Here is an 18,576-nt window from a genome sequence, read left to right as displayed (position 1 = left end):
CACCTAATGCGATTGTGGGTATAAAATTAACGTTCAACGAATGCACCATCACTTTCAGTGATGCTTGTCTATTACAGCAATAGTCGCTAATTTCGTAACAAGCTATTAACAACGAAATGTGTGGATATAATCGTGAGCGACGCTGAACAACAATTGCATTATTCTACTTGTACGCTTTGTGAAGCAATGTGTGGCATTGAAGTAGCGACGAAAGGCCGTCAAATATTGTCAATAAAAGGGGATAAAAATAACCCCTTTAGCCAAGGTCATATTTGCCCGAAAGCCAGTGCGCTCAAAGACTTATATGATGATCCTGACCGTTTAAAGCGCCCTGTAAAAAGGGTAAGACTTGAAGGAGGAGACAGCGCCTGGGAAGACTGCACCTGGGAAGAGATTTCGTGGGATGAAGCCTTCGACCTAGTTGCTAATAACTTGCACCGCATTCAACAGACCCACGGTAACAATGCGGTAGGTGTATATCTAGGAAATCCCAATGCGCACAACATGGGTTCAATATTATTCGGGCCTTATTTTTACCGTGCGCTGAAATCGCACAACCGCTATTCCGCTACTTCCGTTGACCAGTTGCCACATCACATTGTTAGTCGACGACTTTTTGGTCATATCTCTCAAATTCCTATTCCTGACATCGACCACACGCAGCATTTCATGATTATCGGCGGGAACCCGCTGGCATCCAATGGCAGCATTATGACAGTGCCAAACGTGAAAAAACGTTTGAAGGGTATTCAAAAACGCGGAGGGAAAGTGGTTGTTATCGACCCTAAACGCAGTGAAACCGCTGATATAAGCTGTGAACATCACTTTATACGTCCTGGCAGTGATGCGCTGTTACTACTGGCTATGCTGCATGTATTGTTTGAAAAGCAACTGCACAAAATGGATGAAGTTTTACCTTATGCTGAAGATATAAAAGCGGTTGAAAAATACGTTCGCGATTATTCACCACAAAAGGTGAGTGAGCTTACCGGTATTACAGCTTCACAAATCACTCAGCTTGTTTTGGACTTCTGCAATGCTGAGTCTGCAGTTTGTTATGGAAGGATGGGGGCTAGCGTACAAGCCTTTGGCACGCTCACTCAGTATCTCATTATGCTGTTCAATATGCTCACCGGAAACCTAGATAAGCGGGGTGGCATGATGTTCACCCAGCCCGCCGCTGACGTACTGCCAGTTTCAGGTAGGGGCAGCATGGGTGGATTTACCTCTCGCGTAAGAGGGCTTCCGTCATTTGCTGGTGAGTATCCGGTGGCGTGTTTAGCCGAGGAAATCTTAACCCCGGGAGAAGGGCAAATTAAGGCCATGGTAATTGGTGCAGGTAATCCAGTGGTCACTACGCCCAACGCAGAGCAGCTTGATAACGCATTTTCTCAACTCGATTTTATGGTTGCCGTAGACTTTTATGTTACCGAAACTTCCCGTCATGCTGATGTCATTCTTCCTCCAGTAACCGCGCTAGAGCGCGACCACTACGACGTTGTTTTTCATAACTTTGCCGTGCGAGATTTCGCTAAGTATTCGGAAGCGGTGGTGGACATTGACGAAGACCAGCTTAGCGACTGGCAAATATACCTTTCGTTAGCAGAAAGGCTCGACGCGCTAAACGGAAAAAACACCGCACACTATGCTGCGCTTTGGGACAAGCAGCCTAAAGGTGTGGTCGATGATTTGTTACAAGCAGGTCTTTATGGTCGAGCAGCAAGTAAAAACGAAAAAGTCGAGGCTAACTTAAGCGAAACTCCAACCGCTATTCTGGAAGGCGGGTTGTCGATTGATGTGCTTAAAGCACACCCACACGGTATCGACTTGGGGCCGCTACAACCGTCTTTGCCTCACGCCTTGTTCCATGAAGATAAAAAGATTCACTTAGATTTTGATTACTTCATGGCTGATTTAGACAGGGTGAACACGCATTTCTTTGGAAAAGCGGACCATGTTACAGCGCAAAATCAGTCCCTCGTTTTGATAGGGCGTAGGCATATTAAAACCAACAATTCTTGGCTGCATAACAGCTCCCGTATGGTGAAAGGCAACAACCGCTGTACGCTGCAGCTTCACCCTGATGATGGGGCAAAATACGGCATTGCAGATGGTGATGAGGTATGCGTGAAATCGCGAGTTGGCCAACTAACCATAGAGGCTGAGATAACCGATGCAATTATGCCCGGCGTGGTTTCTATTCCCCATGGATGGGGACACAACAAAAAAGGCATAAAGTTGTCTGTGGCAAGTCAGCACCCAGGGGTTAACACCAACATACTTACTGACGATTTGCAGGTAGATGAACTATCAGGAAATGCGGTACTCAATGGCGTACCTGTTGAGCTAGAAAAAGTAAGTTAAGCATATAAAAAAACGGCATCTACTTAAAAGTAAATGCCGTTTTTCAGTGGTATGTTCAACAAGTAGGTCTTCTACTCATTGTGCGTTCACCTGTGAACTTTTATGTAGCTATCCTGAAAGAGTAACGCTAAAAAAGCTTTTCTACACTAAATCAAACAGTGAAGAGCACACACTTAAGTCATTGTAACAAACTCTTCACCGCTGGTAGGGTGAATGGCCACACACGCATCAAAATCAGCTTTAGTAGCGCCCATCTTTATGGCAACGGCAAAGCCTTGTAAAATTTCATCCATGCCGTGACCAATACCGTGTAGACCTACCACTTTTTCGTCTTTACCTGCACACACTAGTTTCATCTTGGTCATCTGACGATGGCGGGTTACCGCCGTGTACATAGATGCAAAACTAGAGGTGTACACTTTAATATTGTCCTCGCCATATTCTTCAATAGCTTCTGGCTCAGTTAGGCCAATTGTGCCAATAGGTGGGTGACTAAAGACCACGGTTGGAATCATTGAATAATCCATGTGAGCGTCTTTTTGGCCGTTAAACAAACGTTCGCTAAGCAAACGACCTGCTTTAACTGCCACCGGAGTAAGCTCTGCTTCACCGGTAATATCACCTACCGCGTACACGTTTTTAGCTGTGGTGTTTTGGTACTTATCTACTTTAACTGTACCGTCATCACTCAATTCAACATCAGTATTTTCGATATCAATTTTGTCGGTAGACGGCTTACGGCCAATTGCCCAAATTAAGCAGTCAGCTTTTAGCACTTCACCGTTGGTTAAATGTACTGATAGTTCGCCATCGTCAGCCTTTTCCACCTTCTCTACGCTGGCATGGTCGTGCAGTTTGCAGCCTTCAGCGTGGATCATATCCACCAAGGTCTCATGAATGATGGGATCAAAATTTCTAAGCGGAGCGTGTTTGCGAACCACCAAATGTGACTCTGTTCCTAGCGCATGAAGTACACCAGCTAACTCGACGCCAATGTATCCAGCACCAACCACAACAGCGCGTTTAGGTTGCTCTTTTAATGCAAAGAAACCATCAGAATCAATGCCGTACTCGGCGCCTTCGATATCCGGAATTACTGGGTGACCGCCAACGGCAATCGTAATATGGTCAGCCGTATACTTTTCGCCGTTTACTTCTACTGTATTGTTATCGATGAATTTCGCGAAACCGCGGATTAAGGTAACGTCGTTTGCAGTGAGAACGCGGTCGTATGAGGCATGAATACGCTCAATATAAGCCTGGCGACTGGCAATAAGGCTATCCCAACTAAAGTGATTTACCGACAAATCGAACCCGTATTCAGGCGCGTAGCGGTGAACAGCTTCAGCAATTTGGGCTCCGTACCACATGGCTTTTTTAGGTACGCAGCCTACGTTTACGCAAGTGCCGCCAATATCTTTAGCTTCAATGATGGCGGCTTTCTTTCCGTGTTTAGCTGCACGGTTTGCAGATGCGATACCACCGCTGCCACCGCCAATACAAATATAATCAAAATGTGTCATTCAAAAAGCCTTCTTTATCGGTTTTACGATCGTGAACACAAGCATAAACGCTTAAACACGTTCGCACAGCAAATCATTTTTAAACGGTTCTGTTTGTAAGATTAATTAAAAGACCGAGGTTTGCCTAATAGTGTTTCAATTAGTTAGTCAATGGGGACAATGCAGATTAAATAAAAGGGCGTGGCGCAACCCGCCATAATTTATGTTGCGCCAGCCCCATTTAAGCTCAATGCCTTCAGAACTTACTCACTTATAGTAGCAGAAAGCTCTTCTGGTTCTATTTGAATACTAAACGCTTTTCCTCGCTCTTCTTCAAATTGCACGAGTTTTTGAATGGTAGCGTCACTAAATACGTGACCTTCAGGAAGGATTAGAATATGGCTATCGTTATATAAATTTTGAGCAAGCACCATGCCTGCTTTAAGCTGTGAAGCCTTCAATGATGTCGAAAGTAGCTTTGACGTAGTCACATCTTCTGCTTCGAGTAAAAGGTCCAAAAACTCGCCATCATAGCGGGTATTTCGGTGCTTTTTCATTTCTAATTTGGCATCGCGGGGGCTCATTTCAACGCCGCTCATTCTGCCGGTTACTAAGCGCCAATAATCTCTGGCAATCGCTAAAATGCGCGCCCCTGCGGGAATTTCTTTGGCAACTTTGTTATACAAACCAGAGCCATTGTAGTGCTCGAATTGAAACTCGATAATATCTGAAACTTGATGCAGTTCGTGAGCCGGCGCAAGGATCAGTGCAGCCTGTTTGGTTTGCGATAAATAATTTTGTTGCTGCTGATATTTAAGCTTTGAAAACGGCGCTTTAAAATCTTCGGTTTCAAGCCCTAATAGCCCAAGCTCACATATGAGACCTGCGTAGCGAACTTGTATTATTTCGTCTTTCTCCAAACGTGCAATACGCGCAAGCTTTGAAGACAGCTCACTTACCTCAATGGCAAATTTCCCGTTAATGTTCGGGTTAATGCTAATCACGTTGAACAGCACTTGCTCCATGGCAATATTGTGCTTTTCAATTTTGTTAAGTGCAGCTTTAATTTGACGAGTACGCTTTTGGACCACTTGTTCTAGCGATGCATTCACATCTCTGAGCTTTCTATTCTGAAGGCGTGTAAGTTTTTGAAGACGCGTATTTTCAGCTTTTAATTTAACTCGCTCTAACCCTTCCTCAACTACTGCTTTTAATTCTTCGTTATCCCATGGCTTTTGAAGGTAGCGATGAATTTTTCCCTGGTTGACTGCTTTAATCGTGGATTCGATATCAGCATAGCCGGTAAGTACTACTCTAAATGTATCGGGATAATTAATAGCCACCTGTTCAAGAAGCTCAGCGCCAGACATTTGAGGCATCTTCATATCTGAGATCACAACGTGGACTTCGTTGTTGCTCATCAACTCCAGTGCCTTAGCACCGCTATCAGCAAGCAGCAGTGTAATATCCATAGTGAAGAGCGCACGTTTAATTGCACGAAGAATATTAGGTTCGTCGTCGACAAATAGGACGGTATAGGTTGTAGCTTGTTCAGTAGGCTCTGTCATAAAAATTATCCTTATACGCGACGTAACAACTATCACACGCAATGGCATGTTTTAACACTATTAATTTATGCATTATCAGCGTTACCATTACTTTGTAAGTCTTTGGATACGGGGTTGATAGGGAGCGCTAGCGTAAAGGTACTGCCGTCTCCTTCCGTGCTGGTGGCAGATAATGACCCACCGTGTTCTTGCGCGATACCAAATGAAATTGAAAGACCTAACCCCGTCCCTTGCCCTTCTGGCTTGGTCGTGAAGAAAGGATTAAACAGTTTATCAAGATGACTAGGCGGAATACCGCAGCCTGAATCCTCTACCCGCAATTCTAAAAACTCGCCAACCGTGCACGTTGTGATAATTATCTTTCCGTTTTTGCCGGTGGCTTCTATAGCTTGTCCGGCGTTAATGAGCAGGTTGGTAATCACTTGAGATATTTTACCAACGTTCATTTCTACATCCGGGATCCTTCCTAAATGGGTTTCTACCGTACAGATATATTTCAGTTGATTGTTAACCATCGCCAAAGTAGTACGTACACAATCATTAATATTGTGTTTTTGCATTTGATCGCTATCAACCCGTGAAAACAATTTAAGCCCTTTAACTATTTCAGCCACGCGAAGCAAGCCTTCGCGAGAGTCACTCAGTAAATCTGAAATGTCTTCGTTTATAAAGGCCATATCTTGTTTATCTAGCAATTTCTCTAGTTCAATCAGTGATGCTGCCCGTTTGTTTTCATCTTTCTCGCCTATAACAACTTGAATTTGAGAAAAGATCATTTGATAAGTAGCAACGTATTCACTAAGTGTTGAAATATTACTGCTTACAAAACCGACGGGGTTATTAATTTCATGGGCAACGCCAGCGGCAAGCTGGCCTACTGATGCCATCTTTTCTGCCTGAAGAAGTTGAACTTGGGCTTCTTTTAAGTCTTTGTTTGTTTCTTCTAGCTGGTAATTTTTTTGATTGAGTAGAGACGTTCTGTCTTGCACTTTTTCTTCAAGAAGCGTGTTTAACTCTTTAAGCTCATCCTGCGCACGCTGACGTTGTTCGTGTTCCTCTTTTAACCGCTCTACAAGTTGATTAAATGCTTCAGCAAGCTCGCTTAACTCATCTTTGCCTCTAACTGGAACAAACACTTCTCTGTAATTATTGTACTTAACTGCCTCGCCGAGGTGTTTAGCACCCTGCAAAAGCTGCTGAAGCTGAGACATTAAAAACGAACCAAGTAAATATGAGCACAAGCCAATTAGAACGAATTCCATCAAAGCGAGCGTTACGGTCCAGTTTCTCACTCTTGAGACCGACTCAGTTACAGAAGCGATGTTTAATCCAATTTCTACATAGCCGTAAACAGTGTCGTTAACCATGATTGGTGCGCGGGTATCGTATACACCATCGTCAGCTGCCGACACCGACAGGTCTGCCTCAAAAGGGCGGCTAAGCGCGTCCTCACTGCCTTTCTCTACAAACACATTGCCAAGTTTATCTTTTACCTTCACGTAGGCAATATTCGGGTTAGTGAGAATTTCAGATACATCTGCGTCAAGAGAAGCTAAGTCATAACTTAAAAAAGCATTTTTTGTTGTAGAAACGAAAAGCGCAACAGTGGTGTCCGCAGACTTTTTGATGTTGCTGTCAACCAGATCGTTTAATAATTGGAACACGGTCACAATTAGCACCAGCAGCAAGAGCGCTGCGATGCTAGCAATGCCAGTTATTGTTTTAAATCGTAACGACAGCTTCATCTGCTCGTTTCTCATAGGTGTGGTCTAGAAAGCGATGCAATACCCAGCTCTCTAACGTCATTCCAATCGCTGTCGTTAGATTCAACAAATTCACTCAACCCAATTTTGCGAAGAATTGATGACTTACTACTGTCATTAGATAATGCAATCAATGCATTAAGAATAGCTTGTCTATCTGCTAACGCCATTTTGGGGTGGGTGGCTATAGCGTGTGGCGTGTAACCTTTGCTTTCCCAAAGCACTCGTAAATCACTTTTCACTGCCTCGGGTGAGATGTTTAGCGTTCGATGAATGCCTCCACCTGCTTTAAAGAAATCGCGCTGAACCGACAAGTACACTGAATCGTGCGAATTTACATAACGCGGAATGAATGCAACATTGTTATTGCGCAGGTGGGCGCTGGTAATAATAGTGGCCGCAAACGCCGCGGGCGCTGGGAAGGCTATTTCGGCACCATTTAGATCATCAATTGATTGAATAGTACTGTCTTGATGAACCACGATTAATCCGCGAATTTTTTTGTCACGTTGTCTAGCAAGAGAACGATAGCCTGCAGATTCGTTGAAAACTACAAAGTGATAGGGGTTCATGTAGGCAATGTCGTAAAGCCCAGCAGTCAAGTTTGCTTCGAAAGTGGGAATATCTTTAGTTGTCTTAAACTCGATGGCAAGCCCAGTATAATTACTCACGTAATCAATAAGCGGTTGCCACCGTTCAGCCAAAGTTTTGGCTGACTGCTGTGGAACGACGGCGAAAGTTAGCGTTTTTGCGTTAGAAGAGAGCGTAACAACAGTAAGACAAAGAGCTGTTATAATGAACATTGCTAGCCGCGACATAGTGCACACCCTCTCATCAAAATTACATCGACATGAATTGTTCTAAGACATTCGTTAAATCATGGTTTGAGAAAGGCTTTTGAAGCGTGGCATCAGCGCCTATTTCTAGCGCACGCTCAAGACTGATATCGTCTAGGGCAGAGATAACAATAATTTTTAAATCTTTGTGCTTGTTTTGCTCTCGAGTGAATTCAATAACACTGTAGCCATCCATGCCTGGCATACTCAGGTCGAGGGTCATCACTTTAGGTTCGTACTGACTTAACATGATCCCTGCTTGGAACCCGCCAGTCGCAATGTATGAATCGAACCCTGCACGACGAGCCACACGCTGTATTGATTTCGCTACCGGCATCTCGTCATCAACAATTAGAACAGATGGCGAAGCAATGCCTTTGAGTGCGTCAGGAATAGGCATGTCGTGGCGTTCAAGAAATTCTATGAAGTCCTCAACAAGAATACGATTGTTACCACGCCCAGGAAGCTTAAAGCCTTTAAGCTTCCCGCTTTCAATCCATCGAATTACAGTGCGAAGGTTCACATCGCAATACGACGCTATTTCGCCAGAGGTTAAGGTTTTCATATCTAAGCCTTGTAGATTTATTACACAGAATTATAGCTGCTGTATCACAAGGAGACAAAGTAGACAAAAGGATGAAATGTGACATTTGTGACAAGTGCTTCGTGAGGTCACAAGTTGCTAACCACCTTATTTATATTTATTTGAGGAACGCTTCAAGCACACTAACCTCAACAAATCTTCGTGATCCTTACTTTCAAACTAGAAGTAACTTCAAGATAGGTCAACCGCGGCTTAAACAATAGCTTGCTTTTAGTCAACGAAACCCCATCATTATTCTATCAACGTGTTAAGAGTGAAAAAGATTATGACAACCCCAGCAATCGAGATGGTAGACGGCCTACCAATTTTTTCTGCTATTGAGCCTGCCTCTATAAAGCCAGCTATCGAAAAAGCCATTGAAGCTTGTAAAAGTGAAATAGAAGAAGTGGTAGCGTCGAATGATTACTCTTACAAGAATTTAGTATTACGCCTTGAAGAGGTAGACGACCGCTTAAGCAAAATGTTCTCCCCTGTGTCTCATATGAACAGTGTAGTAAGCAGCGATGAGTTGCGAGAGGCGCATGATGCGTGTTTGCCGCTTTTATCTGAATATGGGACTTGGGTAGGTCAGCACGAAGGCCTTTATAATGCTTATGCTTCACTAAAAGCGTCTGACGAGTTTGAAACCCTGAGCGAAGAACAACAGAAAGTCATTGAGAACGCGGTACGCGACTTTACGCTCTCAGGTGTTGCCTTGCCTGCACAACAAAAGAAACGTTTTGCAGAAATTCAGGCAAAGCTTAGTGAGTTATCGTCAACCTTCTCAAACAATGTGATGGACGCCACCATGGGCTGGACCAAACACATTACCGATGAATCTGAGCTTGCAGGTATGCCAGAGTCAGCACTTGAAGCGGCCGCGCAAGCTGCGCACCAAAAAGACTTACAGGGATGGTTATTCACCCTGGATATTCCGTCTTATTTACCCGTTATGCTTTACGCCGATAATCGTGAACTTCGCGAAGAAATGTATCGAGCTTATTCAACCAAAGCATCTGACCAAGGGCCAAATGCTGGTAAGTGGGATAACACCGACATTATTAAAGAGACCTTAACGCTGCGCACAGAGCTGGCTGAATTGTTAGGGTTCGCTAGCTATGCGGAGCGTTCACTGGCTACCAAGATGGCAGACTCTACCGATCAGGTAATAGGTTTCTTACGCGACTTGGCGGCTAAGTCTAAACCTCAGGCGGAAAAAGAGCTTGAAGAAGTAAGAACGTACGCCAAAGACAAACATGGTGTTACCGAATTAGCAGCATGGGATTTACCGTATTACAGCGAAAAGTTGAAGCAAGAAAAGTACACCATTTCTGATGAAATGCTGCGCCCTTATTTCCCTGAAGACAAAGTGCTATCAGGTCTTTTTGAAGTAGTGCATCGCTTATATGGCTTGAAAATCATTGAGCAGCCTGGCATCGATACTTGGCATAAAGATGTACGTTATTTCACTATAACCGACGATGCTGACGCATTGCGTGGCAGCTTTTACTTAGATCTGTACGCCCGTGCTAAAAAACGTGGCGGGGCATGGATGGATGAATGCCGAGTACGACGTGAAATGATAGACGGCGAGCTACAGCTACCAGTGGCGTACCTGACCTGTAACTTCAATGCCCCTGTTGGCGATAAGCCTGCGCTGTTTACTCACGATGAAGTCGTCACCCTTTTCCATGAGTTTGGTCATGGAATCCATCACATGCTTACAAAAATGAGTGTGGCTGGCGTATCTGGCATTAACGGTGTGCCTTGGGATGCTGTTGAACTACCAAGTCAGTTCTTAGAGAACTGGTGTTGGGAAGAAGACGCTTTAAACTTTATTTCTGGTCATTATGAGACCGGAGAGCCGCTTCCAGCTGATTTGCTCGACCGCATGCTTGCGGCTCGTGATTATCAATCTGCTATGCAGATGGTTCGTCAACTTGAATTCAGTCTATTTGATTTCTTACTTCACAGTGAAAAGGGCAGTGAAGTAGACGTGCAGGGCACCTTGGACAAAGTGCGCGAAGAAGTTGCCGTAGTTATTCCGCCATCGTTTAATCGCTTCCAAAATGGTTTTGGACACATTTTTGCAGGTGGATATGCAGCGGGCTATTACAGCTATAAGTGGGCTGAAGTCCTTTCTGCAGATGCCTACAGTAAATTTGAAGAAGATGGCATCTTCAACCGTGATACGGGCAAAGCGTTCTTAGAAAACATTCTAGAAATGGGCGGTAGCAAGCCTCCTATGGATTTGTTTGTTGCCTTTAGAGGGCGCGAGCCGAAGGTTGACGCTTTGCTTCGTCATAGCGGTATAAAGGGCTAGGCATACATGAAAGAGTCGAAGTTAGAGTCTTTCCAATCTATCTACCGCCGTGCGTGCGAGCGCAAAGGCGGTGAAAGGGGGCTTGAGGCAATGCTTCAAGCCCCGCTTTCTAAAGCGCAAATTGAAGCCATTAGTGATGATCGCTTTTTAGCGGCTATGACTAAGCAAGTTTTTAAATCTGGCTTTGTATGGCGAGTCATCGAACAAAAATGGCCAGATTTTGAAACCGTATTTTTCGGTTTCAACGTGGATAAAGTGTTGCTGATGCCAGATGAAATGCTAGAACAAAAAGCGTCGGATAAGCGCATTGTTCGCAACTATAAAAAAGTGATGACTGTGCGAGATAACGCCATGATGATTAAAGACGTGGCTATGGAGCACGGTAGCTTTGGCAAGTTTGTCGCCAGCTTTGATAAAGACAACATCACCGAACTATGGACGTTTTTGAAAAAGCGCGGCGCGCGATTAGGTGGCAATACGGGCCCGTACATGCTCCGCGCATTGGGTATTGATACGTTCTTGTTCTCTCGTGACGTTGAAGATTATTTGCGCAAAAACGACATTATAGATGGCGGATTAACATCGAAAAAGTCGCTGTCAGCAGCAAATTCAGCATTTGCACATTGGCATAAAGAAAGCGGTCGCTCGCTACAAGAAGTCAGCGCTATTGTAGCTTTTAGCTGGGGCACGAATAATCTTACAGCGTAATACGGATTAGGACTATTTAGGGCTTCTTTGCGTATATTAAAAGCAGGCGTGCATCTCGCAGGCTAATGCAGAAGCAAAGCTAGCAACTTGGCTTTCAATATGAGGCAGACAGGCATAAAGCTTTTGCTTCAGCACACAATCCTATACACTTCGGCATTAATAACAATATTCAAATTACAGGACTGTCATGAGCGACAATCAAACTCCCGCTACGCAAGCAGACTCTGCAATCGACAATGCTAACGAGCATACGACACACTTCGGTTTTAAGCAGGTAGATAAAGGGCAGAAAGCCTCTTTGGTTGCTAATGTTTTTGACTCTGTTGCTGCGAAGTACGACGTAATGAACGACTTTATGTCAATGGGAGTACATCGTTTATGGAAGCGATTTACCATTGACTGCAGCGGTGTGCGCGCGGGTAATAAAGTACTGGATATTGCGGGTGGTACTGGCGATTTAACAGCTAAGTTTTCGCGTTTGGTGGGCCCTACAGGCCGCGTCACGTTAGCTGATATTAACTTGTCTATGCTTAAGGTGGGGCGTGATAAATTGCGCGATCGCGGTTTGGTTAGCAATATTGATTATGTACAAGCCGACGCAGAAGCGCTGCCGTTTCCTGACAACCATTTCGATGTGGTGACCATGGCATTTGGTCTTCGAAACGTGACGGAAAAGCAAAATGCACTGAATTCTATTTTTCGTGTGTTAAAACCCGGTGGTCGCTTACTGGTTTTAGAGTTTTCTAAGCCTACGTCAGAGCAGCTAAGTAAGCTTTACGACATGTATTCTTTTCACATCTTGCCGAAAATGGGGCAGCTGGTGGCGAATGATGCAGAAAGCTACCAATATCTTGCTGAAAGTATTCGCATGCACCCTGATCAAGAAACATTAAAAGGCATGTTTGAACAGGCTGGCTTTGAACAATGTGATTACCAGAATCTAACCGGCGGTATTGTGGCTCTGCATAGAGGCTACAAGTTTTAATGCCTACTTCAGCGCTTGTTACCGCTACGGTTGAATCGGCTCTAAACAAACTGCTGTCTTTAGATGAAGACAGCGAGAAAAGATTAAAAGTCCTTAACGGCGCGAGACTTACCGCGTTTATTTCGCCGCTGCCTTACGGTATCACCTTGTCTTTTTCTGACCGAGTGGACGTACTCAGCGAGCAAGGCTCGTTTGAAGACGCCGTCGCGTCCCTTGGGCCGAAAGACTGTTGTATTAAAACGTCGCTACAGACCTTGCCTGAGTTAAAAGAAACTAGCCAGCTGACCCGCCTTATTCAACAAAAAGCACTCTTTTTAGAAGGGGAGCTGAACGTTGCCCAGCAAGTCAGCGCTTTGTTTCAGCAGCTCGACATCGACGTTGAAGAGTTGATTGCTCAAAAGACCAATGACGTTATCGCTCATCAAACCATTAAAACGGTAAAAACAGTGCATGAGAAATCGATGACGGCTCTAGCGTCTATGGCGAAGGTCTTTGGCAATGCCGTGGTAGAAGAAAAACAGCTGGCTGCACATAAGCTTGCGGTAATGCACTTTAGTGATGAAGTGAATGCGCTTCGCGACAGGGCAGAAAGTGCCGATGCGCGACTGCGCCGGTTAGAAGAAAAACTTAAGTAAAATTGAGAGAAACAGGCTCATAAATGCGTATTGTTAGGTTATACCGAATTAACAAGGTATTGTTGGAACACGGCTTAGATGAACTTATTCCAGCAAAATGGTTACCCTGGTACGCGCGAATTATGCGCCATGCCATTTTTTGGGTGCGCAATAAGCATAAAGGGAAATCTCCTGGCGAGCGCATTACTCTTGCATTGCAAAATCTTGGTCCAGTCTTTATCAAGTTTGGTCAAATGCTTTCTACACGCCGCGACCTGCTTCCCCCAGCTATTGCTAATGAGCTGGCCCGCTTACAAGACAAGGTACCACCTTTCTCGTCAGACGTAGCGCAAGACATCATCAGGCGGGCACTAGGGCTATCTGATCTGAACGAGTTGTTTAGCGAATTTGAAACCGCGCCACTCGCGTCGGCCTCTATTGCGCAAGTTCACGCAGCAAAGTTAAAGCACAATAACGAAGATGTTGTAGTAAAGGTATTAAGGCCGGATATTCGCGATACCATAGTGGCGGATATGGAGCTTTTATTTAGCCTAGCAAATGTCCTACAGCGTTGGTTGCCAGACGGCAAGCGTTTACGCCCTGTAGAAGTGGTAGTGGAATACCGCAAAACCATTGTAGATGAGCTTGATCTGCTCCGTGAGTCAGCTAACGGTATCCAGCTAGGACGTAATTTTGAGGGCTCAGACGCCTTATACGTACCTAAGATTTACAGCGACTACTGTCGCAGTAATGTATTGGTTATGGAGCGTATTTACGGCTTACCTATTTCCAATATCGATGCTTTGTTAACCCAAAACACCAACATGAAAAAGTTAGCAGAGCGCGGGGTTGAAGTTTTCTTTACCCAAGTATTCCGGGATAGCTTTTTCCATGCTGATATGCATCCGGGCAACATTTTTGTATCTACGGAACATCCTGAAAACCCCAAATACATCGCCATCGATTTTGGCATTGTTGGTACGCTTAATCGCGAAGATAAGCGCTATTTGGCCGAAAACTTTATCGCCTTTTTCAACCGCGACTATCGCAAAGTGGCGCAACTTCACGCCGACTCAGGTTGGGTGCCGCAAGATACCAACATTGATGAGTTCGAAATGGCCATTCGCACAGTATGCGAACCGATATTTCAAAAGCCTTTGGCAGAAATATCCTTTGGTAACGTACTGCTACAGCTATTTAACACGGCACGACGTTTCAATATGGTGGTACAGCCGCAATTGGTGTTACTGCAAAAAACCTTGCTGTATATCGAAGGTTTAGGTCGTCAGCTTTACCCCCAGCTCGATTTATGGAAAACCGCCAAGCCGTTCCTCGAAAACTGGATGAAGGAACAAATTGGTTTTACGGCTATGATGGGGAAAGTAAAAGACAACTTGCCTTTCTGGTCTGAAAAACTCCCTGAAATGCCAGACCTGCTTTACGACAGTTTACAGCAAATGAAGCGCTTGCCATTGCAACAGCAGAGGGCACATTTGGCACTGATTCAAGAGCAGAAGAAAACAACTCAGACCACTCACTTAAGCCTAGTAGGTGCAACCTTTGTACTGATGTCAGCAATATTGCCAATTTATGACTTATCTTGGTATTTCCCTGCAAGTACGGGAGTAATCGGCGCAATTTGTTGGTATTTAGCGTGGCGAAAAGGGCTGTGATTTTTGTTACGCTGCGGTGAAATATTTATGAAATCCGTAGTTAATTAATTAATTTGTATAGTAATCGTCCCGAAGAGTGTTATAGTGGATACGGCTCTAAGCCAAAGTCTTTAAATAGACGCGATTTTGTATTATTTGCTATATGTTAAACCACTCGAGTTACCCGGTAATTTGTTGTAAGTTGTTTGTCCATTCGTAAGTAAGACCCAATACTCCGCCAATTTAAAGACTCTAAAGAACTTTGTTACACGCGCTTATGCGCAATTTAATACGATATTTGAGGTCTATACGACATGTCTAAAGTTACAGGCACAGTTAAGTGGTTCAACGCTGATAAAGGTTACGGTTTCCTAACTCAAGATAACGGCGGCAAGGACGTTTTCGTTCATTTCCGTGCGATCATCTCTGACGGTTACAAAACGCTTCCAGAAGGTCAGCGAGTAGAATTTGAAGTTGAAGAAGGTCAAAAAGGTCTTCAAGACTGCTAACGTGCAAGCTATCTAAGAATTCAAAAACGGCGGTCATTTGACCGCCGTTTTTCTTTCTATTGTCTGCATTTCCCACGCTCACGCTAAATGCTTGACTAGGGTTTTAGTGCATAACATTTTTAGTCTATAACGCTTTTGGTATAACTCACTTTTAACGAATAGCGCTTTTCTTCAATTGCCAGTCTTCAGCGTAACTATCGTTACCGTTTCTTGTTTACACCGCACCAGATCACATAAGCACTCGTTCACCCCAATAATTTTGATGCTCGCAGTATATTCCTAATATCAGTACGCCACAGTATTGCGTAGTCATGGTGTTTAATGCTTTACTCGATATAACGATGAACACGCTTTCAGGGAGTGCTTTATGCGCATCACATCAATTATTCGGACCACACTGGCTGCTTTACTACTTCTTCTTTGTTCAAACTCTACTTATGCTGCCCAAGCAGATGGACTAGTCGTTGGCGAGAATGTTTTGGCAACAGTGCTCAGTACCGAAATTCGAGCAGTAGACGTAATGCCCAGTGAAGAAAAGCGTCAAAGCATGAAGGACCAGGCGAAAGATTCCTACGCCGAAGTGCTCGAATATGTCACACGTGTAAACGCGTCTAACAAGATTTTCGAACTAGTGTTAGAGGATTACGCTAAGGAAAGAGGTATTGCTCTTGATCAAGCGCTAGTAAATAAGTTTATCGATAAGTTTAAGAGTCAGGTATCTAGCGAAACTTCATCTAAACCTATCGAAGAAATAGCGGTTAAGCAGGTAATGCAATTCCAAGCTGAAAAAACCATGTTCGAAGAGTTTGGTGGTCGTGTTGTTTTTCGACAGTCTAACCCGCAAATGCCTATCGATGGTTACAACAAACTCCTCTCTCGCTATCGTGATGCGGGTAAGCTTGACATAGTGGATGAAGACCTACGCGAAGCGTTTTGGGATTTATTTAAACCTCCCTATCAGTATGAAATTGCCACTGAAAACGTCGATTTTTCAAAGCCTTGGTGGCTTTAATTAAAGTATGAGTAACAAAACAAATATACAACTGAAAGTGTTGGGGAGAAGGGCTAGGTTTTGCTATGGCTAATGAAAAAATGAGCGTTATAGACGCAATAGATAAAGCCATTTTGGCCATGCTTCAGAATAATGCTGATACGCCTGTTGCAGAAATCGCCGAGCAAGTCGGGCTAACGGTCACTCCCTGCTGGCGACGCATTCAAAAGCTAGAAGAGAAGGGCATAATTTCTAAACGAGTGGCGCTGTTGCAAGCAAAGCAGCTAGGCCTTGCAATGACGGTTTTCGTTCAAGTGAAAGCAGGAAGGCACGATGGAAAATGGCTAGCAAGTTTCGCCAAGCACGCCGCGTCATTTGATGAAGTTGTTGAATGTTATCGTATGTCAGGGGAGTACGATTACTTGCTGAAAGTCCTCGTCACCGATATGGATTGCTTCGACCACTTTTATAAACGATTGGTTAACGGTATAGAGTTTTCAGACGTTACCTCTAGCTTTGCCATGGAACAGATTAAGTACACAACCTCAGTCCCTTTAAACCACATTTAATACGCCAAAAAAATGGGGCCGGTTTGACGGGCCCCATATAAATTAATGATTTTGGTCTTCAACGTGCTGGTCGGCAAATATCTTGGATTTCTTTTTAATTTTACATCCTAAGATACGCTGCGCATTTTTACGGCCGATGTAATGAGCGACTGTATAGGGGTGCGCGCGTTTGAAGAACCGTGAGAACGAATGGAATACATTTTCCATAGTATTGGCTCCTTCTAGTAAAAATTGCCCCAAATAAAATATAGTAATATTACAGTTTGATGTCAACAAAATAATTGTCATTAAACAATTTATATATCTCGTTCACATAATAAGGATAGACTCAGTAGAACTGAGCATCCTCTATTCATTGGTATACATTGTTCGAGGGAAAGGATCATATTTTGATCGCAGGTTTTCAGATCGAGTTTCCGAGCAGGTTATAGTCGTCGCCGAAAACGCCACAGGCCAGAAAGTAGTTGGAAACAGAATAAACTCACAACGTATAAGCGCCAATTATAGCGCTGAATAGAAAGTGAACACCACTGACTATCAGTGATGTTCACTATTGTTTTGAGTAATTAGGATCTGCTGGGATCCCAATAATAAATACTAGTAGTAAGAAAGCTTCTCTGATTTACCGGAGAAAATCTTATACACCATGGCCGTATAAGCCAGAATGATTGGCACAACAATAACTACACCGACTAGCAAGAAGCGCAGGGAGTTAGCGTCACTGAGCGCATCCATCACCGTCATCTGCCCAGGTATAATAAACGGGTAGTAACTAATGCCAAATGCGGTAAAGCAAAGTAAAAATACAAGCAAGGCTATAAAGAACGGAAGCCATTCGCCTTTACCTTGAGCGTCAGGCAGCTTTTTAAGCAATACCCCACACAATGCTAAAAGCGCAAAACATGCTACGGGTATAGCAAAAAGCACATAGCCCCAAGGTGCAGACAGCCATAAGTCTCGCACATCATCGTGTAGGGTTAAATTAGCGATACTTACTGCAGTAATTCCCACAGCCAGTACAACCAACCCTCGGCGTGCCCAATAATATGCTTTTTCTTGAAGCTCTCCTTCGCCTTTGAGTATTAACCAGCATGAGCCAATAAATGCATAGGCCGCTGTTACTCCAAATGCCGCAAGTAGAGCAAAGCCTTGAGCCCAAATATCAGTGCGAAGCCCTGTCACGTAAATACCTAACATGTATCCTTGCGCGAGCGTAGTTAAAAGCGAACCGTATTTAAATACTAAATCCCACTTACGCTTTTTTACTTGCACAACTTTAGCGCGAAAATCAAATGCGACACCGCGCAAAATAAGCCCTAACAACATGAAAGTTGCAGGTAAGTACAGAGTTTGCAGAAACTCGCTATGTGCTTCAGGAAAAGCGATAAGCAGTAAGCCTACGGCAAGCACAAGCCAGGTTTCATTGGCATCCCAGTAAGGCCCAATAGAGGCTATCATATCGTCGCGAAAAGCCTCTTTTCTTGGCGGTATTAATACGCCAACACCTAAGTCATAGCCGTCTAAAATAGCGTACAGTAATACAGATAAACCAAGTAAGCCGACGTAGATGTTTCCAAGCATTTCTGCTGATACATTTTCAAACATGTTT

General features: G+C 44.1%; 16 protein-coding genes. 9 read left to right on the top strand and 7 right to left on the bottom strand.

The genetic code is table 11. The features are described 5' to 3' along the window. Positions 1 to 132 precede the first annotated feature (132 nt). The gene (locus ACYX4W_RS01290; RefSeq protein ID WP_476074464.1) at positions 133 to 2,364 is read left to right on the top strand and encodes a molybdopterin oxidoreductase family protein; all 2,232 of its coding nucleotides are present in this window, start codon (positions 133 to 135) and stop codon (positions 2,362 to 2,364) included. Between the two features lie 173 nt (positions 2,365 to 2,537). On the opposite strand, the gene gorA is transcribed toward ACYX4W_RS01290, so the two are convergent. From gorA to ACYX4W_RS01265, 5 genes are all read right to left on the bottom strand, one after another. Further along, entirely contained in the window at positions 2,538 to 3,887 is a 1,350-nt protein-coding gene (gene gorA / locus ACYX4W_RS01285; protein WP_476074463.1) for a glutathione-disulfide reductase, read from the bottom strand. Between the two features lie 242 nt (positions 3,888 to 4,129). Continuing rightward, positions 4,130 to 5,434 carry a response regulator c-di-GMP phosphodiesterase, NosR family gene (gene nosR, locus ACYX4W_RS01280; RefSeq protein WP_476074462.1) on the bottom strand — a complete coding sequence of 435 codons (1,305 nt, stop codon included), beginning with the start codon at positions 5,432 to 5,434 and terminating at the stop codon, positions 4,130 to 4,132. 65 nt (positions 5,435 to 5,499) lie between these two features. Continuing rightward, entirely contained in the window at positions 5,500 to 7,179 is a 1,680-nt protein-coding gene (locus ACYX4W_RS01275; protein ID WP_476075426.1) for a sensor histidine kinase, read from the bottom strand. 11 nt (positions 7,180 to 7,190) lie between these two features. Next, complete coding sequence (locus ACYX4W_RS01270; protein WP_476074461.1) at positions 7,191 to 8,015, bottom strand: phosphate/phosphite/phosphonate ABC transporter substrate-binding protein; 825 nt, start codon at positions 8,013 to 8,015, stop codon at positions 7,191 to 7,193. Positions 8,016 to 8,037: 22 nt separating this feature from the next. Next, positions 8,038 to 8,598, bottom strand: a complete 561-nt coding sequence (locus ACYX4W_RS01265) for a response regulator (protein WP_179984746.1) — start codon at positions 8,596 to 8,598, stop codon at positions 8,038 to 8,040. A gap of 304 nt (positions 8,599 to 8,902) precedes the next feature. Here ACYX4W_RS01265 and prlC point away from each other — a divergent pair, with 304 nt between their 5' ends. The 8 genes from prlC (at position 8,903) to ACYX4W_RS01225 (ending at position 16,967) form a co-directional block, all read left to right on the top strand. Further along, positions 8,903 to 10,939 (top strand): oligopeptidase A, encoded by a 2,037-nt coding sequence (prlC, locus tag ACYX4W_RS01260; RefSeq protein ID WP_476074460.1) that lies wholly within the window; start codon positions 8,903 to 8,905, stop codon positions 10,937 to 10,939. Between the two features lie 6 nt (positions 10,940 to 10,945). Continuing rightward, a complete protein-coding gene (locus tag ACYX4W_RS01255) occupies positions 10,946 to 11,647 on the top strand; it encodes a DNA-3-methyladenine glycosylase I (protein WP_476074459.1) in 702 nt (233 codons plus the stop codon). Between the two features lie 187 nt (positions 11,648 to 11,834). After that, the gene (ubiE, locus tag ACYX4W_RS01250) at positions 11,835 to 12,632 is read left to right on the top strand and encodes a bifunctional demethylmenaquinone methyltransferase/2-methoxy-6-polyprenyl-1,4-benzoquinol methylase UbiE (RefSeq protein ID WP_118491819.1); all 798 of its coding nucleotides are present in this window, start codon (positions 11,835 to 11,837) and stop codon (positions 12,630 to 12,632) included. Further along, positions 12,632 to 13,267, top strand: coding sequence for a ubiquinone biosynthesis accessory factor UbiJ (locus ACYX4W_RS01245; protein ID WP_474834632.1), 636 nt, complete (start codon positions 12,632 to 12,634; stop codon positions 13,265 to 13,267). Before ubiE ends, ACYX4W_RS01245 begins: the two co-directional genes overlap by 1 nt. Before the next feature lie 23 nt (positions 13,268 to 13,290). Continuing rightward, complete coding sequence (ubiB, locus tag ACYX4W_RS01240) at positions 13,291 to 14,919, top strand: ubiquinone biosynthesis regulatory protein kinase UbiB (RefSeq protein ID WP_474834634.1); 1,629 nt, start codon at positions 13,291 to 13,293, stop codon at positions 14,917 to 14,919. Between the two features lie 293 nt (positions 14,920 to 15,212). Beyond that, on the top strand, positions 15,213 to 15,407 hold the full coding sequence (gene cspE, locus ACYX4W_RS01235) for a transcription antiterminator/RNA stability regulator CspE (RefSeq protein ID WP_476074458.1): 195 nt from the start codon (positions 15,213 to 15,215) through the stop codon (positions 15,405 to 15,407). A 367-nt stretch (positions 15,408 to 15,774) separates the two neighbouring features. Further along, a complete protein-coding gene (locus ACYX4W_RS01230) occupies positions 15,775 to 16,419 on the top strand; it encodes a hypothetical protein (protein WP_474804377.1) in 645 nt (214 codons plus the stop codon). Between the two features lie 65 nt (positions 16,420 to 16,484). Further along, positions 16,485 to 16,967 (top strand): Lrp/AsnC family transcriptional regulator, encoded by a 483-nt coding sequence (locus tag ACYX4W_RS01225; RefSeq protein ID WP_476074457.1) that lies wholly within the window; start codon positions 16,485 to 16,487, stop codon positions 16,965 to 16,967. Positions 16,968 to 17,009: 42 nt separating this feature from the next. On the opposite strand, the gene ACYX4W_RS01220 is transcribed toward ACYX4W_RS01225, so the two are convergent. Both ACYX4W_RS01220 and ACYX4W_RS01215 read right to left on the bottom strand, forming a co-directional pair. Continuing rightward, positions 17,010 to 17,174, bottom strand: coding sequence for a hypothetical protein (locus tag ACYX4W_RS01220; RefSeq protein ID WP_014950935.1), 165 nt, complete (start codon positions 17,172 to 17,174; stop codon positions 17,010 to 17,012). A gap of 390 nt (positions 17,175 to 17,564) precedes the next feature. Next, positions 17,565 to 18,572 (bottom strand): cytochrome d ubiquinol oxidase subunit II, encoded by a 1,008-nt coding sequence (locus ACYX4W_RS01215; protein ID WP_476074456.1) that lies wholly within the window; start codon positions 18,570 to 18,572, stop codon positions 17,565 to 17,567. Between the last annotated feature and the right edge of the window lie 4 nt (positions 18,573 to 18,576).

The organism is Alteromonas sp. ABH4_454 (genome assembly GCF_056311775.1).
This window is presented reverse-complemented; position numbering and strand designations above follow the sequence as displayed.